This window comes from uncultured Methanobrevibacter sp., assembly GCF_902769175.1.
Taxonomy (GTDB): Archaea; Methanobacteriota; Methanobacteria; order Methanobacteriales; family Methanobacteriaceae; genus Methanobrevibacter.
The window spans coordinates 1-26,997 of record NZ_CACXNW010000021.1 but is presented as its reverse complement, the minus strand read 5'-3'; the positions used below and the strand labels follow the sequence as shown (position 1 = coordinate 26,997).

The 26,997-nt window shown below is 32.1% G+C and carries 28 protein-coding genes and 2 pseudogenes; 19 read left to right on the top strand and 11 right to left on the bottom strand.

Annotated features, from left to right (window positions below; translation table 11 throughout):
* Positions 1-11 precede the first annotated feature (11 nt).
* Together QZV12_RS08400 and QZV12_RS08395 are read right to left on the bottom strand one after the other, a co-directional pair.
* Positions 12-2,180 carry a hypothetical protein gene (locus QZV12_RS08400; RefSeq protein WP_295620191.1) on the bottom strand — a complete coding sequence of 723 codons (2,169 nt, stop codon included), beginning with the start codon at positions 2,178-2,180 and terminating at the stop codon, positions 12-14.
* 415 nt (positions 2,181-2,595) lie between these two features.
* Positions 2,596-5,739 (bottom strand): hypothetical protein, encoded by a 3,144-nt coding sequence (locus QZV12_RS08395; protein ID WP_295620188.1) that lies wholly within the window; start codon positions 5,737-5,739, stop codon positions 2,596-2,598.
* 1,119 nt (positions 5,740-6,858) lie between these two features.
* On the opposite strand from QZV12_RS08395, the gene QZV12_RS08390 reads away from it, so the two are divergent.
* A complete protein-coding gene (locus tag QZV12_RS08390) occupies positions 6,859-7,257 on the top strand; it encodes a hypothetical protein (protein WP_295620185.1) in 399 nt (132 codons plus the stop codon).
* Here QZV12_RS08390 and QZV12_RS08385 read toward each other — a convergent pair.
* The gene (locus QZV12_RS08385; protein WP_295620182.1) at positions 7,254-7,400 is read right to left on the bottom strand and encodes a hypothetical protein; all 147 of its coding nucleotides are present in this window, start codon (positions 7,398-7,400) and stop codon (positions 7,254-7,256) included. The two genes, QZV12_RS08390 and QZV12_RS08385, sit on opposite strands and share 4 nt — an antisense overlap.
* Here QZV12_RS08385 and QZV12_RS08380 point away from each other — a divergent pair.
* The 3 genes from QZV12_RS08380 to QZV12_RS08370 are packed head-to-tail and all read left to right on the top strand — an operon-like array spanning position 7,387 to position 8,327.
* Entirely contained in the window at positions 7,387-7,722 is a 336-nt protein-coding gene (locus QZV12_RS08380) for a hypothetical protein (RefSeq protein ID WP_295620180.1), read from the top strand. The genes QZV12_RS08385 and QZV12_RS08380 overlap by 14 nt on opposite strands.
* A gap of 15 nt (positions 7,723-7,737) precedes the next feature.
* Positions 7,738-8,103 carry a hypothetical protein gene (locus tag QZV12_RS08375; protein ID WP_295620177.1) on the top strand — a complete coding sequence of 122 codons (366 nt, stop codon included), beginning with the start codon at positions 7,738-7,740 and terminating at the stop codon, positions 8,101-8,103.
* Entirely contained in the window at positions 8,100-8,327 is a 228-nt protein-coding gene (locus QZV12_RS08370) for a hypothetical protein (RefSeq protein WP_295620174.1), read from the top strand. The genes QZV12_RS08375 and QZV12_RS08370 overlap by 4 nt, the downstream gene beginning before the upstream one ends.
* A gap of 32 nt (positions 8,328-8,359) precedes the next feature.
* Here QZV12_RS08370 and QZV12_RS08365 read toward each other — a convergent pair whose 3' ends face one another.
* A complete protein-coding gene (locus QZV12_RS08365; protein ID WP_295620171.1) occupies positions 8,360-8,530 on the bottom strand; it encodes a hypothetical protein in 171 nt (56 codons plus the stop codon).
* Here QZV12_RS08365 and QZV12_RS08360 point away from each other — a divergent pair.
* The 7 genes and pseudogenes from QZV12_RS08360 to QZV12_RS08325 all read left to right on the top strand — a co-directional run bounded on the left by QZV12_RS08360 (position 8,530) and on the right by QZV12_RS08325 (position 11,608).
* Positions 8,530-8,670 (top strand): hypothetical protein, encoded by a 141-nt coding sequence (locus QZV12_RS08360; protein WP_295620167.1) that lies wholly within the window; start codon positions 8,530-8,532, stop codon positions 8,668-8,670. The two genes, QZV12_RS08365 and QZV12_RS08360, sit on opposite strands and share 1 nt — an antisense overlap.
* A 423-nt stretch (positions 8,671-9,093) precedes the next feature.
* Positions 9,094-9,222, top strand: coding sequence for a hypothetical protein (locus tag QZV12_RS08355; protein WP_295620164.1), 129 nt, complete (start codon positions 9,094-9,096; stop codon positions 9,220-9,222).
* Entirely contained in the window at positions 9,197-9,430 is a 234-nt protein-coding gene (locus QZV12_RS08350; RefSeq protein ID WP_295620161.1) for a hypothetical protein, read from the top strand. The genes QZV12_RS08355 and QZV12_RS08350 overlap by 26 nt, the downstream gene beginning before the upstream one ends.
* On the top strand, positions 9,421-9,621 hold the full coding sequence (locus QZV12_RS08345; protein ID WP_295620159.1) for a hypothetical protein: 201 nt from the start codon (positions 9,421-9,423) through the stop codon (positions 9,619-9,621). Before QZV12_RS08350 ends, QZV12_RS08345 begins: the two co-directional genes overlap by 10 nt.
* Positions 9,622-9,932: 311 nt before the next feature.
* Entirely contained in the window at positions 9,933-10,406 is a 474-nt protein-coding gene (locus tag QZV12_RS08340) for a MotA/TolQ/ExbB proton channel family protein (RefSeq protein WP_295620155.1), read from the top strand.
* A 39-nt stretch (positions 10,407-10,445) separates the two neighbouring features.
* Positions 10,446-10,763: pseudogene (locus QZV12_RS13800) on the top strand (DUF2149 domain-containing protein).
* A 152-nt stretch (positions 10,764-10,915) separates the two neighbouring features.
* Positions 10,916-11,608 (top strand): TOBE domain-containing protein, encoded by a 693-nt coding sequence (locus QZV12_RS08325; protein WP_295620147.1) that lies wholly within the window; start codon positions 10,916-10,918, stop codon positions 11,606-11,608.
* A 241-nt stretch (positions 11,609-11,849) separates the two neighbouring features.
* On the opposite strand, the gene QZV12_RS08320 is transcribed toward QZV12_RS08325, so the two are convergent.
* From QZV12_RS08320 to QZV12_RS08310, 3 genes are read right to left on the bottom strand one after another with little or no spacing between them, the layout of a single operon-like run.
* The gene (locus QZV12_RS08320; protein ID WP_295620144.1) at positions 11,850-12,227 is read right to left on the bottom strand and encodes an Ig-like domain-containing protein; all 378 of its coding nucleotides are present in this window, start codon (positions 12,225-12,227) and stop codon (positions 11,850-11,852) included.
* A 37-nt stretch (positions 12,228-12,264) separates the two neighbouring features.
* On the bottom strand, positions 12,265-13,242 hold the full coding sequence (locus QZV12_RS08315) for a hypothetical protein (RefSeq protein WP_295620141.1): 978 nt from the start codon (positions 13,240-13,242) through the stop codon (positions 12,265-12,267).
* Positions 13,208-13,414, bottom strand: coding sequence for a hypothetical protein (locus QZV12_RS08310; RefSeq protein WP_295620138.1), 207 nt, complete (start codon positions 13,412-13,414; stop codon positions 13,208-13,210). Before QZV12_RS08310 ends, QZV12_RS08315 begins: the two co-directional genes overlap by 35 nt.
* Before the next feature lie 810 nt (positions 13,415-14,224).
* Here QZV12_RS08310 and QZV12_RS08305 point away from each other — a divergent pair.
* The 6 genes and pseudogenes from QZV12_RS08305 (at position 14,225) to moaA (ending at position 21,515) form a co-directional block, all read left to right on the top strand.
* Positions 14,225-15,051 (top strand): annotated as a pseudogene (locus QZV12_RS08305) (formate/nitrite transporter family protein).
* A gap of 596 nt (positions 15,052-15,647) precedes the next feature.
* A complete protein-coding gene (fdhF, locus tag QZV12_RS08300) occupies positions 15,648-17,699 on the top strand; it encodes a formate dehydrogenase subunit alpha (protein ID WP_295620135.1) in 2,052 nt (683 codons plus the stop codon).
* 22 nt (positions 17,700-17,721) lie between these two features.
* Positions 17,722-18,966 carry a Coenzyme F420 hydrogenase/dehydrogenase, beta subunit C-terminal domain gene (locus tag QZV12_RS08295; protein WP_295620131.1) on the top strand — a complete coding sequence of 415 codons (1,245 nt, stop codon included), beginning with the start codon at positions 17,722-17,724 and terminating at the stop codon, positions 18,964-18,966.
* A gap of 496 nt (positions 18,967-19,462) precedes the next feature.
* Positions 19,463-20,170 (top strand): molybdopterin-guanine dinucleotide biosynthesis protein B, encoded by a 708-nt coding sequence (gene mobB / locus QZV12_RS08290; RefSeq protein WP_295620128.1) that lies wholly within the window; start codon positions 19,463-19,465, stop codon positions 20,168-20,170.
* 67 nt (positions 20,171-20,237) lie between these two features.
* The gene (locus QZV12_RS08285) at positions 20,238-20,423 is read left to right on the top strand and encodes a hypothetical protein (RefSeq protein ID WP_295620125.1); all 186 of its coding nucleotides are present in this window, start codon (positions 20,238-20,240) and stop codon (positions 20,421-20,423) included.
* A 153-nt stretch (positions 20,424-20,576) separates the two neighbouring features.
* Entirely contained in the window at positions 20,577-21,515 is a 939-nt protein-coding gene (moaA, locus tag QZV12_RS08280; protein ID WP_295620122.1) for a GTP 3',8-cyclase MoaA, read from the top strand.
* Positions 21,516-21,826: 311 nt separating this feature from the next.
* On the opposite strand, the gene QZV12_RS08275 is transcribed toward moaA, so the two are convergent.
* The 4 genes from QZV12_RS08275 to QZV12_RS08260 form a co-directional block, all read right to left on the bottom strand.
* Complete coding sequence (locus tag QZV12_RS08275; protein WP_295620119.1) at positions 21,827-23,440, bottom strand: hypothetical protein; 1,614 nt, start codon at positions 23,438-23,440, stop codon at positions 21,827-21,829.
* A gap of 91 nt (positions 23,441-23,531) precedes the next feature.
* Positions 23,532-24,059: a hypothetical protein gene (locus tag QZV12_RS08270; protein WP_295620116.1), complete on the bottom strand. Its 528-nt coding sequence runs from the start codon at positions 24,057-24,059 to the stop codon at positions 23,532-23,534.
* A complete protein-coding gene (locus tag QZV12_RS08265; RefSeq protein WP_295620113.1) occupies positions 24,019-24,435 on the bottom strand; it encodes a hypothetical protein in 417 nt (138 codons plus the stop codon). Before QZV12_RS08265 ends, QZV12_RS08270 begins: the two co-directional genes overlap by 41 nt.
* A 27-nt stretch (positions 24,436-24,462) precedes the next feature.
* Positions 24,463-25,206, bottom strand: coding sequence for a hypothetical protein (locus QZV12_RS08260; protein ID WP_295620111.1), 744 nt, complete (start codon positions 25,204-25,206; stop codon positions 24,463-24,465).
* 701 nt (positions 25,207-25,907) lie between these two features.
* Here QZV12_RS08260 and QZV12_RS08255 point away from each other — a divergent pair.
* Both QZV12_RS08255 and QZV12_RS08250 read left to right on the top strand, forming a co-directional pair.
* Positions 25,908-26,366: a helix-turn-helix domain-containing protein gene (locus QZV12_RS08255; RefSeq protein ID WP_295620108.1), complete on the top strand. Its 459-nt coding sequence runs from the start codon at positions 25,908-25,910 to the stop codon at positions 26,364-26,366.
* On the top strand, positions 26,359-26,997 hold a 639-nt coding region (locus QZV12_RS08250; protein WP_295620105.1), incomplete at its 3' end, for a 4Fe-4S binding protein. The genes QZV12_RS08255 and QZV12_RS08250, both read left to right, overlap by 8 nt.

Below are 26,997 nucleotides of genomic sequence, written 5' to 3'. Positions count from 1 at the left end.
TTTTTTTATTCTTATTCTTCTTCCTCTTTGTCCTTTTGGCGCTTGTAACCAATGCATAACAACAACGAAGCAACAACACAAATAAGCCCTATCTGAAGATAATTGACAGCCTTTGAAGCTAGATTATTCTGTTCGTTTATCTCATAAGCGTTAGGGTCAGCTGCAAAACTTCCACTTTCACCAGCACTTGCAGCGCTAATGCTATGAGAGGCATCTCCACCAACATTATGGGCAGTGTCCTTATAGAATCCTAAAGCACTGCCACTATTCGGGTTGGTTCCATTTCCGGAAACTCCGCTTCTATGATTGCTGTTGCCATGATTTATTCCTCCGGAACTGCCATTAGTGTTCCAAGGAGCTGTGCCGTTGCCTACATTGTCAGCCATACCCGTACCATTGGAGCCTTCACGATAATACCTAGGAACTAAAATGCTAGGGACAACACTTGTGTGATTCCTTAGCCAGTCAGGCAATTCATCATCACTCATAGCATTCCTAAACACTCCATCAGTGTTATTACGGATAGTGTTATTACTCCCTTGACCAACACGGACCGCACGATTGCCGCTAGATTTGTCAGTGTTTAAGACATTATTTGCAATAATGGAATTGATTACCAAGGAACTAGTACCTGACAATGAAACGGCATAGCGACCGTTGGTTGTCACATTATTGTACTGAATGTTATAGGTGTGATTGCCCTTGGTATTTTGGGAATAACTGATGCCGTAAATATTGTTATTGTCTGCATAGCTTCCAATATTGTTTACAATGATTGTATTGTTCAAGATCAGGTCATCCGAGTCCTGCACCTCAATTCCTGTAACAAGATCCCAATAGTGAGTGCTTGCAAGACCAGTCACATTGATGAAATTACTGATTATGTCAATCTTTGTAGCACCATAGTAATTCTGGGAATAGATACCAATATTTGAACCGAAATTGAATGTGGTTAGATTGTTGTAAGCAATCTTCACATTATATGAAGGACCGTTTATCTGAATAGGATAAGCGGTTCCCATCCCTGCACGACCTCCAGTGGTAATGATATCGATCTTATTTCTCAATATTGTCACATCATTGGCAAAATACACATCAATTCCCTGAAGGTAGTTGTCCTTGCCGTCCTTGCTGTCAAAGTCCTCGCAGTAAATGCGATTCTTCTCGACAGTCGCATTATTGCATCCATAAAGAATTACACTATCCAAAGTAGGGTAACTAAGGCCCCCTCCACTGACATATGTGGAAATGTTATTGTTGGACAATGTTAGGTTATTGGATGATTGGGCTACAAAAGCGCCGACAGCATCCATGCTGACACCACCGAAGATCTCAGCTTGCCAGTTTACGGAACGCAAAGGCAATGAACATTTAATGTTATTGCCATAGACTACGGCATTGTCAACACCATCAAGAAATATACCATAATCCCAGCCACCATGCCGGTTGTTGCCTACAAAGTTAAATATGTTGTTTGCCAAAGTGAAGTTCTGTATCTTATTGCCTTCTGCATAGACGCAAAATCCTGTCTTTGCTTCAGGAACAACATAATTCATGGTGCAATTGTAGATTGTGCAATTGTCGCCAAGCACCAGAATCCCTGAATTGTCATTATCGCCAAACTCTTGGTCCAGGACAAAGTTAAGACCAGTGAGCATGACATTGCTAGATTCGAGACAGAACACTGTGTTCCTCAACAGTGAATTGTTTCCAATGACAGTCACATTTGGGAACTTGACATCTATGATGCCCATATCGGCAAACTCACCATTAAACACCAAGACGGAACCCTCAAAATCATCCTTCAACATGCCATCAACGAAATATGATGTGAAATTTTCAGAGCTAACATAATGAACTGACTCATTCAAAGCCCCATCAGAATCACCTACACTGACAACAGGATCATCACCAGAACTTCTCAAGGGACTCTTAACATTGGCTTCAGATTCCTTAGGTTCAATTTCAACTTCAGCATCATCACATTCAGAAGAATGGTCAGAACACAAAATGCAATCGTCCTCAACGCCACTCACTTTCACATCAGACAAGCTTCCATCATCATCGCTGAATGCAGCTGACATGTCATTGTCGCTGATATCAGCTGCAGAAACAGCAGACAATAAAACCAATGTTAAAGCCATCAAGGACAATAGAATAATTTTATCAAACTTTTTCATTTTCAGTCCACCATTTTTTTGCTGAATTTCAATAAATTTTTATAAAAATTTTTTAACTATTTATATATAAACTGATTAAAAGCAATATTTCATTTGCCTGAAATCAAAATCCCATTTTTAGTAATTACAAAATAGAAGAAAAAATCCTATGGTTCCCTCCCCTATTCCATAACTACCAAACTAAAAATTTCTTTGAATTTAAACAAGGTTTTTTGACTTTGAAACTAAATAAAATATTTTTGCATTTTAAATAAACTTCTCAAATCAAGAAATTTATTTATTAATCCAAACAGAAACAGGTGATTGGATTAAGAAATAAATTCCCCTCCTTAAATCAAGAAATTGAAAATCTCATGCTTGAATCAATTTGCACCTCCTTAAAAAAATATGAAAAAGGAGAAAAAATGTTTCTCCCTTATTTCTTAACGGTTATTTTCACTTTTTTGCTTAACGCCTTGAAGTACTTGTTTCCTGCAAATTTCAATGTAGCTGTGTTCTTGCCTTTCTTGGTCAATTTGACCTTGAAGGTTGCGACTCCTTTCTTGTTGGTCTTTGCAGTGTAGGTCTTCTTGTCTATCTTAAGGGTCAATTTGGTGTTATTCATCACTTTGCCCTTGTTATCCTTAAGTGTTGCAGTGTACTTCTTGACTTTAGCCTTGACCTTGAAGGTCTTTGCCTTAGCAGCCAATTTCACTTTTCCCTTGTTGACAACAATTTTAGGCTTTACGGTTGAAGCGGAGTAGCTGCTATCCCCTGCAAACTTGACGGTTGCAGTGTATGACTTAGGAACAAGGGTTGCGACATTGAGACTCACTTGACCGTTCTTGTTTGTTGTCAAGGTCTTGCTAATTGTGCCCACTTTTACAGTCACTTTCTTATTTGCCAATGCCTTTCCGTTCTTGTCCTTAAGGAGTATGACCAATTTTTTGGCTACATTGTAGGTTGCAGTGACTTTGCTTGCAGTGAGCTTGGTTGCGACCTTGGCAGGAGGAACAGGAGTACTATTGGAGCCGTTGGCGTCATTGGAAGGTGCAGGCTCGTCAGTGAAGTTGAATGACTTGATACCACTTACATGATTGTATGATTCGTTTCCTTCATAGTTGACTGCAACGGTGAATTCTCCAGTCAATCCGGTGATTGCGTATTTTCCGTCATCGCCAGTGACAGCGGTTTTCTCTTCCTCGCCGTTTATTGTGTACTTGAAAGTAGCACCAGCAATGGCATTGAAGTCCTTGTCAGTCAAGGTGACTACAACAGTTCCCTTTTCGCTGGAGCTAATGTCAACAACAGAGTCAACAGCAACAACATTAAGCTTGGTGGCATTTAGGTAATTGTGAGCACAATCACCTACTGTATCGATAGCAGTGGTGACATCAAAGTCATAATCACAGTCTTCAATAGCGCAGAAATCTAAAATTTCAACATTGCCGGGAATGTCTACAACACCTTTAATGTTGCAGTTGGTGAATTTACAATCATATAAATAAATACCATCTTGATCAATAAAGTCTCCATTTTTACCAATAAGAGAATCGGCAGTTATGTCTTCAAAAGTACAATTAGTGAATTTAGTTTGAACATACCTGTAAAGAGTTATTATAGAATTTTCAGAGTTTATATTTTTAAATTCACAGTTATCAAAACTCATAAAATGAGTTATAGCATCCCCCATTTCATCAATTTGTACTTGGGTTATCGTTCCTTTATCTAAAATGTCTTGAATTGCTTTTTCCATATTTATATCACTTAAAAAAGTACAATTAATAAAATTGGAACTTCTACCAAAATCATTATATGATCCAGCAATAGTTAAATTTATAAAAGTAAATGCCTTTTCAGGTGCTCCGGCTGCGTATATGGGAGTAGTGAGATTATTGAAAATTGTGTTTTTGCCTTGACCGATAAAAGTTATGCTGAGTGGATAATTGATATTTACTGTTGGATCAATTCCATAGATTCCATCAGCTACATAAATAATTCCACTATCCATTAATTTCTTTGAAATTTTAGCACATGCATGATTAATAGCCCATTCTCCACCAAAAGCTTCATCCCAACTACTACCATCTCTACCACTATCTTTGCTGGCATTTACAAAAATGATTATCTGGTCATCTCCAATAGAGCTTAAAGTTAAACTATTTTTTAAACCATTGGCGTTTAAAATTTCAGGAACCAATTTATTATTTGTATAAATAAGATTATTGAATACATTATTTGTACCTAAATTAGTTTGATAGCAATTATTGAATGTGTTATTTTCAAAAGTGTAATTTCCATTAAGTTCTACTGTGTTGGAACTAGTTAATGTATGATTAGTGAAGTTATTGTTACAAACTATCACTTTAGGTATTCCTGCACTGATATTTCCTTCTGGACTGATATAACCTTGGCTATATGCAGCTATTGCTTGACCAAATCCGGCTACATTTTGAACAAATATGGAACCCCCGACTCTTAATATTCCATCATTCATTGCAGCAATTGAACCTCCAGTTCCAGTTGAAGGAGTTTCATTGGTATTTCTACATAAGTTTTCATTATTAATAAAAGTACAATTACAAATGGTTACATTATATGTAGAACCATAATTAGAACATCCTATTGCTCCACCACCGGCACTAGTGTGACATTTATTTTCTTTAAAAGTAGAATTATGTACTTCCAATAGGCTGTAAGTGTATAATGCTCCACCATTCCAACCTGCCATATTTCCAGTGAAATAAGAATTATAAATATAAGTTTGAGCATTAGTGTGAGTGTGGATTGCTCCAGCCCACATAGCTGCAGAATTATTAGTAAACTCGGAATTATTTACAAATAAAATTCCACAGTTATTTATTGCACCCGGTTCAGTTCCAGCATAATTATTAATAAATTTACAGTTGTTAACATTCATGACAACTCCAGTGACAATGCTAGACATATAATTACTTACCACACCATAACCTGCAGAAGAATCAATAATATTACAACCAGTCATATTCATAGTGCCTTGAGTATTATAAACTACTGCATTATGCCCAGTGCCTGCTATAATATTATAAAAACTACAATTTTCCAATACATTAGTACCATCTAATTGAAGAAGATTTTTTACATTCATATTTCTAAATTTGACATTTTTGAAAGTAATTGTTAAAGTAGAATTTGTATTTAAAAAAGGAACTGCATGATAAGTGCCATCTGTTATATAACTATTGCTAGTACCTATAATAGTAGCACTGTTTGTAAAATTGATTTGGCTATTTGCTTTATATTCAGTACCATTTAATGTAATAATCATATCCGTAGAATTTTGACATGAATCTCTTAAGTCATCCCAATTATCAACAGTTGTTCTAACTGCCCTATTTTGTTCAGAATCCACATCTGTAGACTCTGCACTTATTTCATCAGTCTGAATTTCCCCATTTATCTCTTCTGCTGCTATATCATAGGAGATAGTGTCAACAGAATCTTCTGTATCACCAATTACTGCATCTATAATTACAGCATCGTCAACAGGGGCATCGGTTGCATCAATTGATACATCATCTGTTGCACTTGCAGCCCCCATGAGATAACATAGTAATATTAAAAAAATTGCTATTTTCTTAACATTCATTATATCACATCATTTTATAATTTTAGTTTCCATATTCTCCTTCAGTGTTGGAAAAAGGAGGAAACATAAAATATCCAATTTTATACTAATAGTTAGGTAAGGCATAAAATTCTTATGTGTTTCTATGTAAGACACATAAAAGATACCCCAAACCTTAAAATTGGTTAAAAATTAAACTTTAATAAAATTTATTAAATGAAACTTAATAAATCATCTATTTTATCAAATTTATTTGATTAAATATAAAATAAATTTTACATAATTATGTATGGTGTCTTGGTATATAAATGTTTTCGTATGGTTATGCACAAGACAAATATTTCTTAAAAAAAATCTCGAGAAAAAATTGACAAAACATTAAGTCACACAATCGACCATGAAATCCCAAAAACAAACAATTTCATTGAATTAATTTACAGAACAATATTTCCAGGCAAAATAAAAACAATTTATGGAACATTAAAGGAGCAGAAAGATAAATAAAAGAAAATAACATTCGATGGATGGAAAAAAAACGTTTTAGGAGAAAAAATAAAAATCATCAGTTAAATTTTTTACAACTCCTTTTTATTCCTATTTTTCCTATTTTTCCACGATTAACTAAAATTTATATATCGTATTTAATATATTTATTATTAATAAATAAAAATTTTATAATGGAGTAACTATAAAAATACTTTTTAATAAGTTTATATTGATTATATTTTTATTATTATTTTAATTTTAAGTTTAGGACTAGTTTCTGCTTCAGATAATTCTAAAAATTTAATCGATATGACGTGTAATGATAATACAGTAACTGAAAATATTAAATTTCAGATTATGATTCAAATTCTGCAAATGATTTAAATCAGGATAAATCAAATTTAGCTATTGGCTCATTTAATGTTGATTCAAATCATGGTGAATCAATTTTATCTATTGGCTCATCCAATTCAGAAATAATCAGTTCTAATATAGGGGAAATGATTTTAATGACATTCAGAATTTATTGACCAATCTAATGAAAGCGACACAATAACACTTAGCGGAACTTACAGTGGAGATTCTAAAATCATTGTCAATAAGACATTGAATCTTGTGGGAGATGGATCTGGCGCTACACTTGATGGAAAGCTATTGACTCAAATATTGGATGTAAGTTCACCAAACGTTTTGCTTAAAAACATCAGATTCATTAATTCCTATGGTATCTCAGTTGCAATCAGCAATAGAAATGTAAATATAGACAACTGTAGTATTGAAAACTCAATTAATGGAGAATTGGGGTCTGCATTAAGTTGCTTTGGTGACAATTTGAATGTAGTGAACACTAAATTCTTAAACAATATTGCAAACAAGTCAAGCTACCATCATACTGATGGTCCTGCTATCTATCTGATTGCCAACAATGCCATTATAGACAATTGCACCTTTATAAACAACACAGGATACAATTATGGAACTGCATCTTCAGGTGGTGCAATTTAGCTAAAAGGGTTCAATTGTTCTGTTTTGAATTCTGTATTCATAAACAATTCTGCAACATCCAAATTTGCTTGAACATTGCATAGTGAAGAGCAAACATTTTTAGCGGATGGAAATGGAGGTGCTATCTTTTTGGTTGGAAACAATGACAGAATTGATAACTGCAGTTTCATAAGCTCAATTACCCACAGCTATGGTGGTGCACTATATTTCAAGGCTGCAAATGGATGTTCCATAAGCAACTCAAAATTCATTGAAAATTATGCTATTGGAGATGGCGGTGCAATTTATTTAGGTCAAAATGTTTTTAATTTGGAAATAATAAATTCACATTTTAACGGCAATGTTGCTTTAGGTTTGCTGGGAGTATTGGATTCATATGATGATTATGGAAGAGCCGTTTTGCAGATTATTTTGTTGAAAACACAACTGTTTTCAATTCAAGCTTTTCAGAAAAACTACAGATAGGGAGCCATTTATTATATGGGTTCAAATTTTCAAGTCTCCAATTCCATATTGAATAGGTCAAATCCCATTGTGGAAAACTCCACATTGGAAAGATTCCTTGAAGTCATCAAGGATTCAATTTTAGAGGAATATACTAAGGAAACCAGTGATTTCGCTTTATATCATGATTCTGGGTCTTTGTTTGAATCTGTTATTTTCAAGGATGGAAGCGTAAACAACAATAATTGGGGAGAGAATTTCAACAGTTCCGATGAGTTTATAGACTTGAATTTAATTGAGTTTAATGGTGATTACATATCCCCTAACTTTTGGATTAATCTAATTGTTGTCAACCAGTCTGGGGAGGGGAACAATTCCACCACTCCAAACACTACAGCTTGAGAGATAAGTCTGCAATTGTCTCTAATGATATGACAACAATTACAGTTTTTGGTGCAGATGGAAAGATTGGAAAATACTTTACAAACAGATTAACCGATTCAAAATCTAAAGCATTGGCAGTAAAGAGGATTATCCTCAACTTCAATGGAAAGAATTACTATAATGCCACAGACAAAAATGGTTATGTTAAATTCCGAATCAATTTAGCTAAAAAAGGAACTTAGACTATGGCCATTTGCTTCTTAGGTGATGATAACTACAATACCTCATTTAGGACATCTAAGATTAAGGTCAATCCTGCTAAAGCTAAATTGACTACTGTCAATAGGAAGTATAAGCTTGCTCTAAAGAAAAAGACCTTGACAGCTAAGCTTTTAAGTCCTAAGAACAAGCCAATCAAAGGCAAGAAAATAGTTTTCAGAATCAATGCAAAAAATTATTCTGGAAAAACAAATTCCAGGAATCGTTTCTGTAAAGGTAGTTCTCAATAAAAGGAAAACATACAGTTTTCTTGCTAAATTTGCAGGAGACAATACATTCAAGGCAGTTAGCGTAAAAGGAAAGTGATTGTCAGATAGATTATTTGCAATTTCTTTTATTTTTTTATTTTTTGTTGTTAGTTAAGTTGGTTGCATTCTTTTTCTTTTTTTTAATTCTTAATTTTTTTGTTGTTACTTAGGTTAGTTGCATTATTTTTTTTTAATTTTCTTTTTTCTATTTTTATTTAATGCTCTTTTTTTCTTTCCTAACTCTTTTTGTTCAGTCATACTTTTCACATCGATATGATATAATCACATTATAAAATATATTATTAAATAAACTAGAAATGGGATATACTATGATGGATTTGATTTTTGAATATCTAATTATTTTTATTTTACTATTTGTTACTAATATAGCATTTATAGTAAGAAATTCCGATTTTAATAAGAATAATTTTATTCCATTTTGCTTAATTTTTGGGGCGATAGTATTTATCTTATCATTCATATGTCCTTCTCTAAACTTAGGGGAATACATCATTCCATTAATGGCTTATATTTGGGATTCGTTAGCTTATTGGTGCTGCTATTTGCTGTTCGTTATGTAAGCCTTGGAAGGAATTATGATATTTCATGATGTGATTGTATTTTATGGAACTATTTTATCTTCATTCATATCTATAGTGGCTTTGTCATTATGTTTAAAATCAGATAATTTATTTTTCCATTCTTTAGAATTGGCTGTTTTATCTATTGTAGTCTTGTTTTTAGTTTATAAAATTTCTAAAATATTTAACAATGCTAAAAGACCATATTATGCTGTCATTGTGAATATATGCTTTTAGAATTCATATTTCTACTTATTCTTGCATTAACTTTTAGCAGTGTTAGAGAATTGGATTATTCAATTTTCATCTCTTTTCTTATATTGACACCTACCTATCAGTTGATGTATGTGGTTATAGCAATCCTTATCATTCTTGTTTTAGGTGTCTTATATAGTGATTGGATCTTGAAAAGATTAAAAAGAAAATAGAGTTATTTTCAATATGTGGAAAATGGCATTTATGCATGGTGAAATAGGATTATTTTCAATATATTAAGATAGCATTTATTTATTGTTTTCAAATCTATGAAAGCAATTTTCATATTTCTTTTATTATTTGATTGGTGGGAAAAAATGATACTTCAAGGTACAGGAATTTAACTTCATTTATACATATTATTTCAAAAAGTTTGCTTGCACCTGTTGTAATTATTTTAGTCATATTCCTGGTTTATGCAATTTTAAGCTTAGGAGGATTTTTAAATGAATGATTTACCAAAAAGTCATTGAAGGCTGATGCTTTGGAATCATTGCTGCAAGAAATATCTAAATCAAACAGCCCGGAAGAAATGAAGGAGGTTGTTGGTTCAAGCACTCTTTACAAGGAACAAAAGGAGATTCTTGTAAAGATTGTAAACAATTACAATTTAGGTCCAGATGCAAGAAAAGCATTTGCAAGCAAAATGATTGAAGAAGAGGAAAACCATTTGCTTAAACTAACTACAAAAACTGATATTCTAGTAAGGCTTGGACCAATATTCGGTTTACTTGGTACTTTAATACCATTAGGTCCAGGGCTTTCTGCTTTAAGAACTGGTGACATTACCACTTTAGCTCAATCCTTGACAATAGCTTTTGATACAACTGTCACTGGATTGACCATTGGTGCAATCGGTTTCATTATTTCAAAATATAGGAAGCAATGGTATGAAAGTGATTTGACAACCACTGAAACCGTTGCAGAGGCAATCTTAGAAAAATTGAATGGATTTTAATCAGTCCATTAATCTCATTGATTAGGGGATGGTGACAATATGTTAAGAAAAAGAAAACGTTTCAGCGATGGGGATGATGAGGATCCGATGGCTGGAATCTCAAACCTTTCAGATGCCATGCTGGTATTGGCATTGGGATTCTTGATATTTGCTATTATGGCCCTTCAAGCCAATCCTGATATGATGGCTAAGACACAGGAATCACAGGCTTAACAGGCTGCTTCTCAAGTGAGCACTGGAGAGGACTTTACTAGCAATGCAAGTGCAGGATCTTCCCTTGAACAGTCTGGATATTCAGAGGTTGGAAAGGTTTATAGAGACCCTGATACAGGTAAGCTTGTAATGGTGCAGGGTTGACCCTTAATTTTTATTTTAAAAATAGGGGTTTATCAATCCTTATTTCTAATATTTTTTTAATCAACTGTTAATGGTATTTGATATAATAGTGGTTTTAGACTTATTTGAAAAATAAATTGAATTAATTTTTAACAATCATTAGGGATGGTAATATGACAAAAGTCAATACAAGTGTAGAATATAGGATTAGCATTGATGATAATTCCTTTTTGCTGGATGAGCAAAAATATCTGCTTTTAGATTACATCAATACTTTTGGTTCAATAAGGGCAGCTGCAAATGAGCTTAGCTTTTCATATAGAACTGCCTTAAATTACATTAAAAAGATTGAGTCTTCCTTGCAGGTTTCTGAGTTAGAAACCCAAAAAGGAGGAAGCGGTGGTGGAGGAAGCGCTAAACTTACTGAAGAGGGATTGAATATGTTGCGTGAATGCAAAAAGATCAATGCAATCATGGAGCTTCATCGTGAAGTGAATGAGTTGGAAGCGGATCTTGTCGATATCGATTATCCTAAGGGAGTTATGAAAATTCGTATGAAAACCATTGAAATCACCATTCCCTTAAACAATAAATATAAAATCGGAGACCATTTGCTTGCTTTGATTAGCTATGATAACATATTCATTATGAATTCACTTCAAAAGTCAAGCATTCGCAATAACCTAAAGGGAACAATAGTTGAACTCCTCCTTAAAGATGATATGATTCGTGCTAAGGTTGATGTGGATGGTGTTATTTTCTATAGTGACATAACCTTATCTGCATCTAAGGATTTGGATCTTGTCTTAGGTCAGGAGGTTTATATAGAATTTAAGGCACTTGCTATTGCTACATTAAAGCTGTAGTTTGTGCTTTAGCTATTTTTTAATAATTTTATTTAAAAAGAAGGTATTGGGATAGCATTTAATGAAAAATATTTTAAAAAAAGAAAAGTTGGAAAGTAATTTTAAAATTACTTTCAATTGAATTTTATTTGATTACTACTTTATTGGTTCTGGAAGCCGCCTTATACTTATTGTTTCCTGCATATTTTACAGAATATTTGTAAGTACCTTTTTTAGTTAATTTTACTTTAACTATCGCAATTCATCTATAATTGGTTTTTGCAACATAGTTTTTACCATTTACTCTAAAGGTAACTTTTTGGTATTTAAGGACGGTTTTTCCACTTTTCAAAACAGTTTTTAGTCTTTTAACTTTTGCAGTTCTCTTATAGCTGTATTTTGCAGCAGTAAGGCTTGTAGCTAATGGGACTATGGTTAATTTAGCTTTTTTAGTTGCTGCATTATACATGCTGTCTCCTGCAAATTTAGCAGTATAGTAGTAAGTTCCTTTTTTGTTTAAGGTAATCTTTACAGTTGCAACACCTTTTGAATTGGTTGTAGCAGTGTAGGTTTTTCCATTAACAGTAAAAGTCACTTTTTTGTTTTTGATTGTTTTATACCCAATTAAATTTCCAAACACATCATAAACTGGACTTTTAAATGTTGCACTTAACTTTTTAGTTGCAGTTACTTTGTAAGAGAGATTTTTTGCAGCTAATGTACTTATTTTTTTTTCGAAGAATTATTGAATTCACTTCCATATTTGCTGCAAAGTATTCGTCATCTCCAGTAAATTGACTATAAATGAAATGAGTTCCTGGCTGTGAAAGGTATATGTTTAGGGTTGCAATTCCATATTGATCTGTAATTGCAGTAAACATTTCACCATTTAAAGCATATGTGACAGTTCTATTAACCACTATTTGATTGTCCTCATCCATTAATTTAAATTGGAACTTTATTGGAGAATCTCCTACACTTTTATCAACTACATATGTTGGTACATATCTGCCAATATCTGAATTTAGTGCAATATATGTGTATTTTTTCACAACAGGATAATTAATTTCAGTTGCATCGTAGTGTATGTCTCCACTAGTCATAGGATTTGCAATATTAATACTGGATGCACCATTTAAATTATTGTTGCTAATGGTTATTTCATTGGATACTGCATTATTAATTGGCATTTTGTCTATATGGAGCAATGTAACTTTTGATGCATCGATACCATCAACGATTTCAAAAGTAATGTTTTCTAGGGTAATTCCTGCAATATTTAATACAAGAGGTTCTCCTTGTTCTACTCCTTTAGCAAAAACAACATCTTGTTCTTTGGTAATTATAAATTTAGTATTTTTAATAAATACATTAGTTGGACCTTTATTAGCTGGTGATTCGATATTAAAGAAGTAATCTAAGTTTTCTGCCTTAATTATTCCACCAGTTATTCCATAAGATTTTTTGATATTTATAGAACTAGTAAGATTAAATGTATTGTCTTTTAAGTCATATATGGTTCCATCATTATAATGTGTTGAACCACTATCTTCTAAATACTTTTTCAAGTCTGCAGTTGTTTTAATTGGGACAGTGTTTCCACTTTCAAATATGCCCCCTTCACCTAATGTTGTTATCCTTATTTGTTTCCTCATCGAGATCTTCAGAGATTGCTGTGTTTGTCGCATCTTCAGCATTTAATTTGAGATCTGCATTATCTGAAATCTCAGAAATAGTATCTGTTATGTCCTCGCTTGCACTAACTGCAGCTGCAGAAATTGCAATCAAGAAAATTAATAATAAAGATACTATAATTTTATTCTTCATAATATCCTCCTCATAAAAATTATGTTTACATTGTTTCTTTATTATTAAAAAAAATATGTATATGTATATGTATATGTTAAATTATTTTATTTATTATCATTTATATAATATTTCACTTTGATTCAAGTTTTATTGATAATTTTTAAATGTTATTTTATATTTTTATGTTGTTTTTATGGATTTTTCTGTTCTTTTTTATCATCAAATCCTTAATTTATCATGATTAATCATGATTATTTGTTTTTGTTTGCCTAAATCGTAATATGTAATTTAACTATCGTTTTGCAAAATACATTCATGTTGGCTGTTTTCCTATTATTTTTCTATTTAAATGAATTATATTGGGTTTATTGATTATATTCGCTCTAAGGATTTCTAAATTTTTCCATTCGTTATGCTATATTTTTCCTTGAATTTCAATTTTATTTCATGTTTTTATTGATATGAATTATCACGATTTATATTTAAACTTCATAATATGTGTTTGTTTTCTATTTATTCAGTTTAAATTAATTATTTTAATTCTAATTTTGATTGATATAACTATATTTTCATATTGATTTAATTTTTTTATATTTAATCAAATATTTTCCTTTATTTTTCATTTTTAATCCTTTTTAATCGATATGAATTAAATTTATCTTTGGAAAAACTTTAATTTGTCCTATATATACTTTTCCTTTTGATTTTAATAGCAAAGTCTTTTTATATGTATGATAAATAATTATAATTAATGCTCTCTTTATGAATGTTTGATTCTGTGAGAGTATTGATAATTATATGGGATAATTAAAAAAGAGGTTGAGATATATGAGTTCTTTTAAAAGTCCTGCAGACACTGCAAAAGCAGTTGCATCTGCAGCTACCGCAAAAGGTGAAATGCCTATCTTAAAACTTGCTATTTTAGGTTTCTTAGCAGGTGCTTACATTGCATTTGGTGGATTACTTGCAGAAGTTGCAAACACTGGTGCTGTAGCTGGTGGCGTACCAATAGGTATTTCTAAATTATTATTCGGGGCAGTGTTCCCTGTAGGTTTAATTATGGTAGTCATTTGTGGATCTGAATTATTCACTGGTGACGTAATGTTTATGACTATGGGTCTTTTAGACGGTAAAACTGATATCGTAGGATTACTCGAAAACTGGGTTGGAAGTTGGGTTTTCAACTTAGTTGGTTCTATTTTTGTAGCTTACGTACTTGCTTACTCAACAGGTATTATGGTACCTGAAGCATTCGCAAAAGGTGCAATCACTGTTGCTAACACCAAAGCATTAGGTGGAGCTACATTTATGGCAGCTGGTAAATCAACTGCTTCTTTAACTTGGATGCAAGCTTTCCTTAGAGGTATCGGTTGTAACTGGTTAGTATGTGTTTAGCTGTATACTTAGCTAATGCAGCTGATGATGTAGTAGGTAAATTCTTCGGTATTTGGTTCCCAATCATGGCGTTTGTATGTATTGGATTCGAGCACAGTGTCGCAAACATGTTCTTCATCCCATTAGGTATCTTCTTAGGTGCTGAAGTAACCTGGGCACAATTCTTCGTAAACAACTTAATACCAGTAACCTTAGGTAACATCATTGGTGGAGCTATCTTCGTAGCTTGCGCATACTGGTTCGTATACTTGCGTGACTAAATATACATAATCAATTACGGGATCTATAACTGATATTAGTCAAACAAGAGATTTTTTAAAAATCTAAAAATAACTGATATTAGTCAAACAAGAGACTTTTAAAGATTTAAAAATATGTATTTACTTATTGAAAACTTGAGGAAACCTATTTATTCAAATTCAATAAGTATCTACAATATTTTACTATGTTTTTTCGGGATTTTTTCTTTTAAAAAATTTCTATAACAATTTTACTTACTTAGAAGATTTTCAAATCTTATTATACTTTTAGAAATTTTTATAGATAGAATATGAAAGTTTCTATTTTTTACAATTCATGATAATATAATATTATATTATTTTGTACATTGAATATTATTGTCAATTCTTTTATTGGATTATTACAATAGACACAATTCACAATAATCCAGAAAGATTTTAATAAATTATATATATTAAAAATCAAGATACAATTCACAATACTCGACACAATTCACAATATTCAAAAAGTTTTAATAAATATGTTATTAAAAAGTTTCAATTTGTTAGTCAATAATCGAATTTGCCAATATGTGAACTAAAACAAAAAACCTTGATTTTATTATGGAGATTATAAAATGGTTGAGATAAAATATGTACCATCTATTTGTCCATACTGTGGTACCGGTTGCGGTATTAACTTTGTAGTCAAAGATGGAAAGATCATTGGTGTTGAACCATGGAAAAGACACCCTGTTAATGAAGGAAAAGTATGTCCAAAAGGTAACTTTGGATGGCAATTCATTAACCACCCAGACAGATTATCTACTCCGTTAATCAAAGAAAATGGTGAATTCAGAGAAGCTTCCTGGGATGAAGCTTTAGACTTAGTTGCTAGCACACTTAAAAAATATGCTGACACAGACCCTAACAAATTAGGTTTCTACGCATGTGCTAGATCACCTAACGAAAACATTTACATTACCCAGAAATTAGCAAGAGCTGGATGTGGTACCCAAAACGTAGACCACTGTGCACGTATCTGTCACGGTCCTACTGTAGCTGGTCTTGCAACCACCTTCGGTTCAGGTGCATCCACTAACGGATATGACAGTATTGAAGAAGCTGACTTCATTTTCTGTATTGGTTCCAACAACATGGAAGCACACCCATTATTCGGTCGTAAGATTATTAGAGCTATTAAAAACGGTGCAAAATTAGTAGTAGCAGACCCAAGATTCACTCCTACTGCAAAATTAGCTCACGAATACATGCAATTCAAAACCGGTACTGACGTAGCATTAATGAACGGTATGATTAAAATCATCATAGAAAACGACTTGCAAGATGATGAGTTCATTGCAAACAGAACCAAAGGTTACGAAGAAATGAAAGAAGTTGCAATGAAATACGACCTTGAAAGAGTCGCTGATATTACTGAAGCTGACCCTGAACAAATCAAACGTATTGCTATCGAATATGCTAAAGCTGAAAACGCAGCTATTGTATACTCCTTAGGTATTACTGAACACTCTCACGGTGCAGACAACGTAATGTCCACTGCTAACTTAGCAATGTTAACCGGTAACTTAGGTAAGATCGGTGGAGGAGTAAACCCATTAAGAGGACAAAACAACGTACAAGGTGCTTGTGATATGGGTGCATTACCTTCTGACTATGTCGGTTACCAAAAAGTTGCAAACCCTGAAATTACCAAGAAATTCTCAGAAGCTTACCAAATCGACTTGCCAACCACTCCTGGTTTAACCTTAGTCGAAATGATGAACGCTGCTCACTCTGGTGACTTAAAAGTATTATACATCCACGGGGAAGACCCTGTACTCTCAGATGCAGATATTAAACACACCAAAGAAGCAATTGCAAACTTAGAAATGTTAATTGTTCAAGAATTGTTCATGACTGACACCGCTGCTGAAGCAGATGTAGTATTACCTGCAGCAGGTTGGGGTGAACAAGAAGGTACATTCACCAGTGGTGAAAGAAGGGTTCAATGGTTACGTAAAGCTCAAGAACCACCTAAAGGCGCTTGGGTAGACTGGAAGATTATGGAAGAAATTGCTGTAAGAATGGGCAGACCAAGAGAATTATTCCACTACGAAAACGCAGCAGAAATCTGGGAAGAAATCAGAGAGCTCGCACCTTCCTACTATGGTATCACTCACGAAAGATTACTCAAACCTGAAGGTGTACACTGGCCATGTCTTGACCCAGAAGATCCTTGTGAACCATTAATGCACAAAGACAAATTTGCTCACCCAGACGGTTTAGGAGTATTCCAAGCATTAGAACACAGAGGTCCTGTCGAAGTTGTTGACGATAAATATCCATTACTCTTAACTACTACTCGTATCTTGTTCCACTATCACGCTGCTATGACCAGAAGATGTGAAACCTTAGATAAAGAAGTACCTACTGGATTCATCGAAATCAACCCTGAAGATGCAGCAGAAAGAGGAATTCTTAACAACGAAATAGTAAAAGCATATTCTAGAAGAGGAGAAATCGAAATTCCTGCTCGTGTAACTGCAGACATTAAGAAAGGTATTGTAAACATTCCTATGCACTTTACCGAATGTGCAGCTAACATGTTAACAAACTCCGATTCTTTCGACCCTAAATGTAAGATGGTTGAATTAAAAGCTTGTGCTATTCAAGTAGAAAAATTATAAGAGGAATAAGGAGTAGATTAATATGGCTGTAAATGTAAATGATTTATTTTATGCATACTCTGCTAATGATGAAATCAAAGACAAAGGAGAATATGGTGGAGCAGTAACTACCATTATGAAATACTTACTCGAAGAAGGTATTGTTGACGCTGTTGTTGCTGTAGAAGAAGCTGCTGACTTATACGATGCTAAACCTATTCTCATCACTAAACCTGAAGATGTAATCAAATCTGCAGGTTCCCTTCACTGTGGTACATTAAACTTAGCAAAATTCGTATCCAAATACTTAGATGGTGCAAGAGATATGAAAATTGCAGTTACTTGTAAACCATGTGACGCAATGACCTTAAAAGAGTTAATGAGAAAAGGAAAAGTTATCCAAGATAATGTAATCATGATTGGTGTAAACTGTGGAGGTACCATGCCACCTGTACCAACCATGAAAATGATTCGTGACGTTTACGAATTAGACCCAGCAGACGTCATCAAAGAAGAAATTGCTAAAGGAAAACTCATCATGGAAACTGCTGATGGTGAAAAAGCTATTTTCATCGACAAACTTGAAAAAGACGGAATGGGTAGAAGAGAAAACTGTCAAAGATGTACCATGAACATCCCTACCAATGCTGATTTAGCTTTAGGTAACTGGGGAGTTATTGGTGACTTAGCAGGAAAAGTAACCTTTGTAGAAATCTGTTCTGAAAAAGGTGCAGACATCTTTAAGAAAGTAATTGATGCTGGTGTAATCGTAGCTCAAGAACCACTTGAAAAAGGTGTAGAAATCCGTACTAACATCGACCAAATCATGGTAAATCAAGCTATGAAACAAAGAGAAATCGACTTTGCTGGAACTTCCGGTGACATCTTAGAAGTATTTGCAGAATACAAAGAAGAATTCTCCAAATGTATGAAATGTTACGGTTGCCGTGAAGCATGTCCTCTCTGTTTCTGTGAAGACTGCTGTCTCGAAGCTGAAGGTCCTGAATGGGTACCTGGCGGATACACTCCTGCAGCTCCATTCTTCCACTTAACTCGTATGGTACACATGGTTGACGCATGTACTAACTGTGGTCAATGTTCCGAAGTATGTCCTTGTGAAATCCCAGTATCCAAAGTATGGGCTACTGTAAACCAAAAAGTCAGAGATGTATTCGGATACTACAGTGGTGTGGACAACGAAGAACCATTACCATTTACTGAGTTTGGTGAAAAATCCTACAAAGGATACTCTACTTTGTTATTAGAAGATTTATGGAAATTGATTTAAGCATAAAAATAGAAAATTTTAATTTTTAATAATTTTTAATGATTTAAGTTATTTTAAATAATTTTTATCGTTATTAAATTATTATTAATTATTTTTTTATTTTTTTAAATCATTTAAGTCTTTTAAGTAATATTTTTTTAATATTATAATTTTTAAAATAGGCACCTCTTATTCACTCATTTCAAATGAAAACTATTTTTTAAATTATTTTATTAAAAAATTAATTTTAAATAGTTTATTTGTTCTTAAATTTAATTTATTCACATATTTTTGTCAATCTATTTTTTTGAGGAATTTATATGGCTTAGATAGTCCTATCTATGATTGATGGAAATTTTTTTGAATAAATTAAATTTTGGAATAGATCAATTTCTGGATAAAATTATTAGGATAACTTAAATTTAGAAAGTGATTAATATTCATATGATTAATATAATAGTATTGATAAAAAGATTATTTTGTTTCCAATTAAGCAAAATCAAATTATGGTGTAAAAATGAGAATTATTTCAATAGTTGGCTTAAAGAATACTGGCAAAACTTCACTTACAAGCAAAATAATAAAAGAGCTTACCAATAGAAACTTTAAGGTAGCAAGCATTAAGCATTCTCATCATAAAATGGAGATGGACCATGAGGGAACAGACACCTATAAGCAAATGGAGTCTGGTTCTGATTTTGTTGTAGGAATTGGAGGAAGAACATACTTCAATATTAATGAAAGACTTGATTTAGAGAGAATTCTTTTCATAATAAAGCTTATGGAAAATCCTGATTTTGTAGTTATAGAAGGATTTAAGGCTTATCCATATGCTAAAATAGCAACTTGTGAAGAAGTCAAGGATGAATACACAATTAAGGTAGTCAACTCATTTGAAATCACAGATGAAGAGCTATTGGAATTGGTTGACCTTGTAGAGGAAAGGGCATATGACATTTTAGAAACTTTATTCGTCAATGACTGTGGATATAATGATGCAAGCATTATAGGTCAGGCTTTTGCACAAGGAAAATTGGATTATAATCCAGAAACTCAAGCTGAAGTCAATTTAGCTATTGATGGAGTAAACATTGGATTGAATAGGTTTGTCAGCAATTACATTAAGGAAACTATCTTAGGCATATTGACACCTCTTAAAATCAAAGAGTATGGTGTTGAGGATTTGGATAATATTGACATAACTATTAAGAATAAAAAGGAATAAAATATAACTTTTACAGATATATTCAAAATATAAAATCAATAATTTTAGAGAAAATTTCGGTGATTTAATGAGCGATAATAAAGATTTTGATAACAAGGTTAATTTAGTGATCAATGGAAATGATATTGAATTGAATAAATTCACTGATGATATCATTAAGGAAACCATTCTTGGATTATTAAAAGCCATTAAAACTTCTAAATATGGTGTAGATGAAGTTAAAACTGTTGAAATTACAATTGATAATGAATAATTCAGATATTATTATGAAAAATTTAATTTTTTCATTTTTTATTCCTTATTAACTTTTTTAATTAGCTTAAATTATTATTAAATTATTATTAAATTTTTATTAAGTTATTATTAAATTATTTTACATTGAATAAATTGAATTTGGGGCTTATGGATGAAGGATAAAGTTAGAGACGATTATGAAAGACCGATTATTTCACTTAGGATTTCCATCACCAATCGTTGCAATGTAGATTGCATATATTGTCACCATGATGGGATGTTGGAATCCTCTTCTGAAATGACTTCAGATGAAATTTATGAAATCTGCAGAATTGCAAAGAAATTAGGTGTTGAGAAAATACGTTTGTCTGGAGGCGAACCATTAATCAGGCCAGACATAGTTGAGATTGTGGAAAAGATAAATTCACTTGATTTCAAGGATATTTCAATCACCACCAATGGTATAAATTTAGACAATTTAGCCCAACCATTATACGATGCAGGATTAGACAGAGTTAATGTCAGTTTAGACACACTTAATGAAGAAACCTATCAAATGATTGTAGGGAAAAATGTTTTAAACAGAGTTAAGGATGGAATCATAGAATCTTGTTCAGTTGGCCTATATCCAGTTAAGATAAACATGGTAGTTATGAATAATATCAACCATAATGATATTTTTGACATGTTCGAATTTACTAAAGAACATGGTGTCATACTTCAGCTTATTGAGATTATTGAATCTGAAAGCTGTGATGACAATGACTTCAACTCAAAGTATCATTACCCATTAGCTGAGTTTGAAAAGCACCTTGCTGAAATTGCAGATGAAATTAAAGTTAGGCCATTTATGCAGGACCGTAAGAAATATTTCATGGATGGCGGTGAGATAGAAGTTGTTCACCCTGTAGACAATACCAATTTCTGCAAGAATTGTACAAGATTAAGAATAACTCCTGAAGGTAAGATCAAGCCATGTTTGCTTAGAAATGATAATCTTGTAGATTTAATTGGATTCATTAGAGAAGGAGCCTCAGATGAAGAGCTTATAGATTTATTCTTAAAGGGAATTCATAATAGGGAACCTTACTATAAGGAAGAGAACTTATAATTGAATATTTAATTTTAAGATTTAATCATTTCATGAATTTATTTTTAAGTAAAATAGAAAATTTTAATTTTTTTTCATTAATTTTATTTTATGTAAAAAAGAATATTTTGATTTTTAAGTTTTAGCTTTTTTACAATTTTAAAAAAAGAAGAAGAAAGAGCAAAAATGCTCTTTTTTTTAAAAACTATTTTTTTATTTTTTGGTGATTGCTTTGTGCAATTACTTTTTTTAAAAACTATTTTTAATTTTATTGTGATTGCTTTGTGCAATTACTTTTTTTAAAAACTATTTTTAATCTTATTGTAATTGTTTTATGCAATTACCTTATACTTATTATAACTTTTTTTGCTTGTCATTTTGTAGTATTTGTTTCCTGCAAACTTAATTGCTGCAGTAAATTTGCCTTTAGCATTTAAGTTCTTAATATTAAATATTGCTTGACCTTTGTTGTTGGTTTTGGCAATATATGTTTTTCCTTTGACTCTCAAAGTCAGTTTGACTTTTTTAATTGCCTTGTTCTTGTTGTTTTTTAAGGTTGCAATGTATTTTTTAACTTTAACTTTACGCTTAAATGCTTTTGCTTTGGCTGTTAATTTAACCTTTGCCTTTTTCACTACAATTTTAGCGCTAGCTGAAGATTTAATATAGTTATTGTCTCCTGCAAAGCTTATTCTTGCAGTGTAGGTTTTTGGAACCAATTTGCCAACAGCTACCTTAACTTGACCATTTTTGTCAGTTGTGTACTTTTTAGCGCTGTTTCCTATTTTGACAGTAAGTTTAGCACCTTTAATTGCTTTTCCTAAACTGTCCTTTAAGGTGATTATGAGATTCTTATTAACATTGTATGTTGTGCTTACTGCCTTTGCAGTTATTTTTGTAGAATCCTTTTTAATAGTCACATTTGCTGTAGCGCTTGAAGATTCATAGTTCTTGTTTCCAACGAATACAATATTTGCAACATAGCTTCCTGCTTTCAGGGATTTTGTTCCTATCTTTATTTGTCCATTTGAATCTGTCATATGGATTCTAAGGCCATTTAGATCAACAAAGACTGGAGAGTCTCTTATTGGATTTCCTTGACTGTCCTTTAAGCTGATTACAAAGTCCTTATTTATGTTGTAGGTTGCAGTAATGTTAGCTGCAGTCAAGATGCTGTCTACCTTACTTACAGTCAGCCTTGTTGTTTTATTCATAGGAAGATAAGTTGGACTTCCTTTATAGCTTACAAGAACATCATATGCTCTAGCAGACAAATCAATAGGAAGCTCAATAATTCCATTATCATCAGTAGCTGCACTGTATGTCATATTCCCCATTCTTATTTCAACAGTTGCATTTGAAATTGGATCTTGGCCATTTGTCAAATTGACAATAAACTTGCTGCCATCTAAATAACCAATAACCAAGTCTTCTGAAATGCTCATGTTTAGAGTTTTCATTTTAGATGCAATAAAGGTATAGTTGAACATTTTTTCCATGTATTTTGAATCTCCAAAATAATATATTATTGCATCATATCTTTTCAATTCCAATAGGTATAATGAACAGTATCCGTCAATGATTTCTTCGCTCCAATATTCATCATCAGTATCGATTCCAACTAAGCCTGTTGCATCATCATCCAATTTGAATCTGAGATTATGTCCATTGATATAGAAAATTTCAGTGTTTTCATCATAATAATCCATAATAGGAGTCATATTGATATTTAATTTATTGGTCCAAACATATGATTTGCTTTGATATGTGACATCATTGTTTATGGAAACGATATAATCGAAATACTCTTCCCCTGCTTCAATTGATGCAACACCATTCTCATCAGTTATTCCAGTGATATTGCCTACAGATGTATAGTATCCACGATCGTATAATCTAAATACGACTTCCATACCTTTTATTGGGTTTTTGTCCATGTCTAGCATTGTTGCATTGAATTTATTTCCTGGGCGAACATCACTTGCAATAATTGTGTCTATTGCATTAAATAGGTAACTTGTTTCGACTGCGTAGTAGTTATGATTTTTTTAATCTGATTGTTAAAGTTTCTTCCATATCATAGATGTTTTTAGGGTTGACATAAATGAATGTTACAGATCCGTTAACTATTGGCAGGGTAATTGTTTCCCCATATTCTATTTGGATACTTCCATCATTTATTTTATTTCCATAAAAGTCGATTGCAGAAATAATTAATTTATAATTGTCTTGATAGATATTAAAGGACGCTTTTTTTGCATCATATTCTTCAAGAACTTCCAAACTGAAATATTTTGATTGTGTAGATAATGGATTGCTGATTCTAAGTTCATATTTGCCAGGCAATAAATTTAAGTCATATCCCACATAACCTTCTTCATCGGTTTGATTATAATACAACTCTTCGTCAAGATATAATGAAGCCCCAGTAAACTTAATCGGATTTCCTTCATAATCAAGGAGTTGAGCGATGACTTTAGTTGTATTATAAAATGAATCTTCAACTATGATTGTTTTGTTGAGGTCAACACTTAATGAGGCGTGACCTAAAGTAATGAGGGTCATTATACTCTAAATAAAATTCCTGATGGCCTTCTCCCAATTGATAGACATTATAGTGGCCTCCTCGAATCTTTTCATAAAATGTATCGTTAACATAGAGGTCCAAGGGTTCATTAATTGGATTATCTAATCCGTCTAAAATTGTGAATTTCAGTTCATAACCTTCGATTCTAGCATCGATTCTAGTTTCTTTGGCTATGTTTCTCTTGGAAATCTTCCAGTTGTAAATTCCAGATTGTGATATTGCAGTATTTACAACATAAACAGTGTAATTGCCAGGGTCAAGGGCATAGTCAAAATTGACTTTCCCATCACGGTCTGTTAATATATTCACTTCAGTAATAGGGTCCCCATTTTCATAAAAAATCTTGAAACGCACATATCTTCCAAAAGCGGGAAGATAGTTTTATGCTAAAAAGCTAACCTCAAATGTAAATTCATCAACGACATCATGTGCAATTAATGTATTCTCTAAAGAGGCAAAATAGCTTGCATTGCCTGTTTGGCCTTCATCATCTATGAAATCAATCTTGAGGGCTTGTGGGTATTCATCATATGGCAAAGCAAAAAGATTGAACATAATGCCTGGCATTCCATAAAGACTTCCTTTCACTGAGTATCCATCTTCGGAAGTGAGAGTGAAATCACCTTCAGTTATGATATTACCTTCGCTGTCAATGGCAGTGAGGTATAAAAAGTTATTTTCTTGAGTGACGTTGATATGAATGTTTTCATTGCTTAGATTTGATTGGGAATCATTTTTCAATATGTTTTCCATATCATTGCTGCTTATTTCATTATCATTGATTTCACTATTTAATTTTTCATCAATATGATCTGTGATAGCTTCATTTGATGAATCCAAATCAGTTGCTTTTGTTTCATCTGTACTGAAATGTTCATCAGTTTCTTCTAAAATAAGTTCTTCACTTGCTGCATTTGAAACATCTTCATTGATGCTTTCTTCTAAATTAATTTCTTCGCTTGCTGCATTTGAAACATCTTCATTGATGCTTTCTTCTAAAATTAGTTTTTCATTTGCATTTATGCTATGAATATTATTATAATCATCTGCAGCACTAACTGCAGAAATGCTGATTAAACTAATAAGCAATATTAGCATAATGCAGAAATATTTTCTGTTTTTCATGTTTTTCCCCTAAAAAGTTTAAAGTCATAATAATTTTTATATGGATTAATATATATTATTATCTAATTTTTTTTTAATTGCATATCTTGCTGATTTTTCTATAAAAATTTATAATATTTTCTTTAAATTTCCTCATTTTATTCTATTATTTTTATAAAATTTTTTTTAATTTTCCTCATTTTTCTCTATAATTTTTATTATATTATTTTTAATTTTCCTCATTTTTCTCTATAATTTTTATAAAATTTTTTTTTAATTTTTCATTAGTTTTCAATCATAAAAACTATCTTGTGTACTTACTACACTCTACTTATGTGTATTAACTACACATTTTTTAGTTTAGCCTAAATATTTATTATTTTTTCAAAATTTCGATGATAAATCGCTTACATATTGGAGATATAATTTATCTTCCATTTATAAATAAACTCTAATTTATTTTTTGATGTAAATCAATTATTTTTTTATAAAAATTAATAATATTAATTATTTTTTCTAAATAAATAATTTAATTAATTTTTTTAAAAATTAAAAATAATTATAATCTTCTTTAATGATAAAAACTATAATATACTCTTTAATTTATTTATATTTTTGTGTATTTAGTACACAGTAATATATAAGTCTTTTTACTTGAGTCCGAGTCCTTGCCTTTTATATAGAATTTTTTATTAATATAATATTGTACACATGGTGAATTTATGCCAAAACATATAGTATCTGGACTAAAATATTTAGAAAGTGTTGAACTTAGAAAAAGAGGTTTGTCCCAAAAGGAGATTTCATCTCAAATTGGTGTAGACAGATCAACAATTTCCCACTATTTGAATGGTAGGAACATTTCTATTGATTCAATCGAACTTGCTAAAGCTATTTTAGAACTAAGTCCTAAGGATTTTATATTAATTACAAAAGTTTTATTTGGAGATTATAAAGAAATTCGTCAAATCGTGACTATATTTAATATGAATCGTTATGACCCACAGATCAACGATGGATGTATTGGTTGTGGATTGTGTGTAGATTTGTGTGAAGTGAAATCTATTAGCTTAGATTCACTTAAAGCAAAGATAAACCCCCGTTATTGTTGTGGCTGTCTTATGTGTGTTGAAGGCTGTCCAACAAAATCTATTGAAATTTTGGAGGTAAAAAATGGTTAACGTTAAAGAAATTGAAGGCAAAACCTTCAATATAAAAAGATCAGCAGAAGAAGACAGAATCTTGTCCTTTAAAGATCACGTTTGTATTGGTTGCGGCCTTTGTGAAGCAACCTGTCCTGTAGAAGCTATTGCTCTTGATGAAGTAGCTCCTATTGAACGTAAATACACAGAAACTTATTTCAGTGGTCATGAAAAGATTGCTCAAAACTATGCTCTTTTCAAAAACGACAATGAAATCAAAGCAAAATTATGCATTGCTGAAGACAAATGTGTTCTCTGTGGTATGTGTAGTGGAGTATGTCCAGCAGGTGCATTAGACCTCACCATTGGCGGCGTCTCTATTAAAGAAAATGAAGCTTATCCAAGTCTCATCACTTCAGCTGAAATTGATGAAGACAAATGTTTATTCTGTAAAAAATGTGAAGCAGCATGTCCAAGAGCTTCCATTACTATTGACAGAACCTTACCTAACAGAGCTGACTTAGTAACTGGTGAAATTGAAGTATGTGAAGATGAATGTATTTACTGTGGCGCTTGTGCTGAATTATGTCCTGCAGAAGCTATTGTAGTAGACAAAACCACCGGTGAAGAAAGCATTGTTATTGACAAAGAAAAATGTGTATACTGTCTC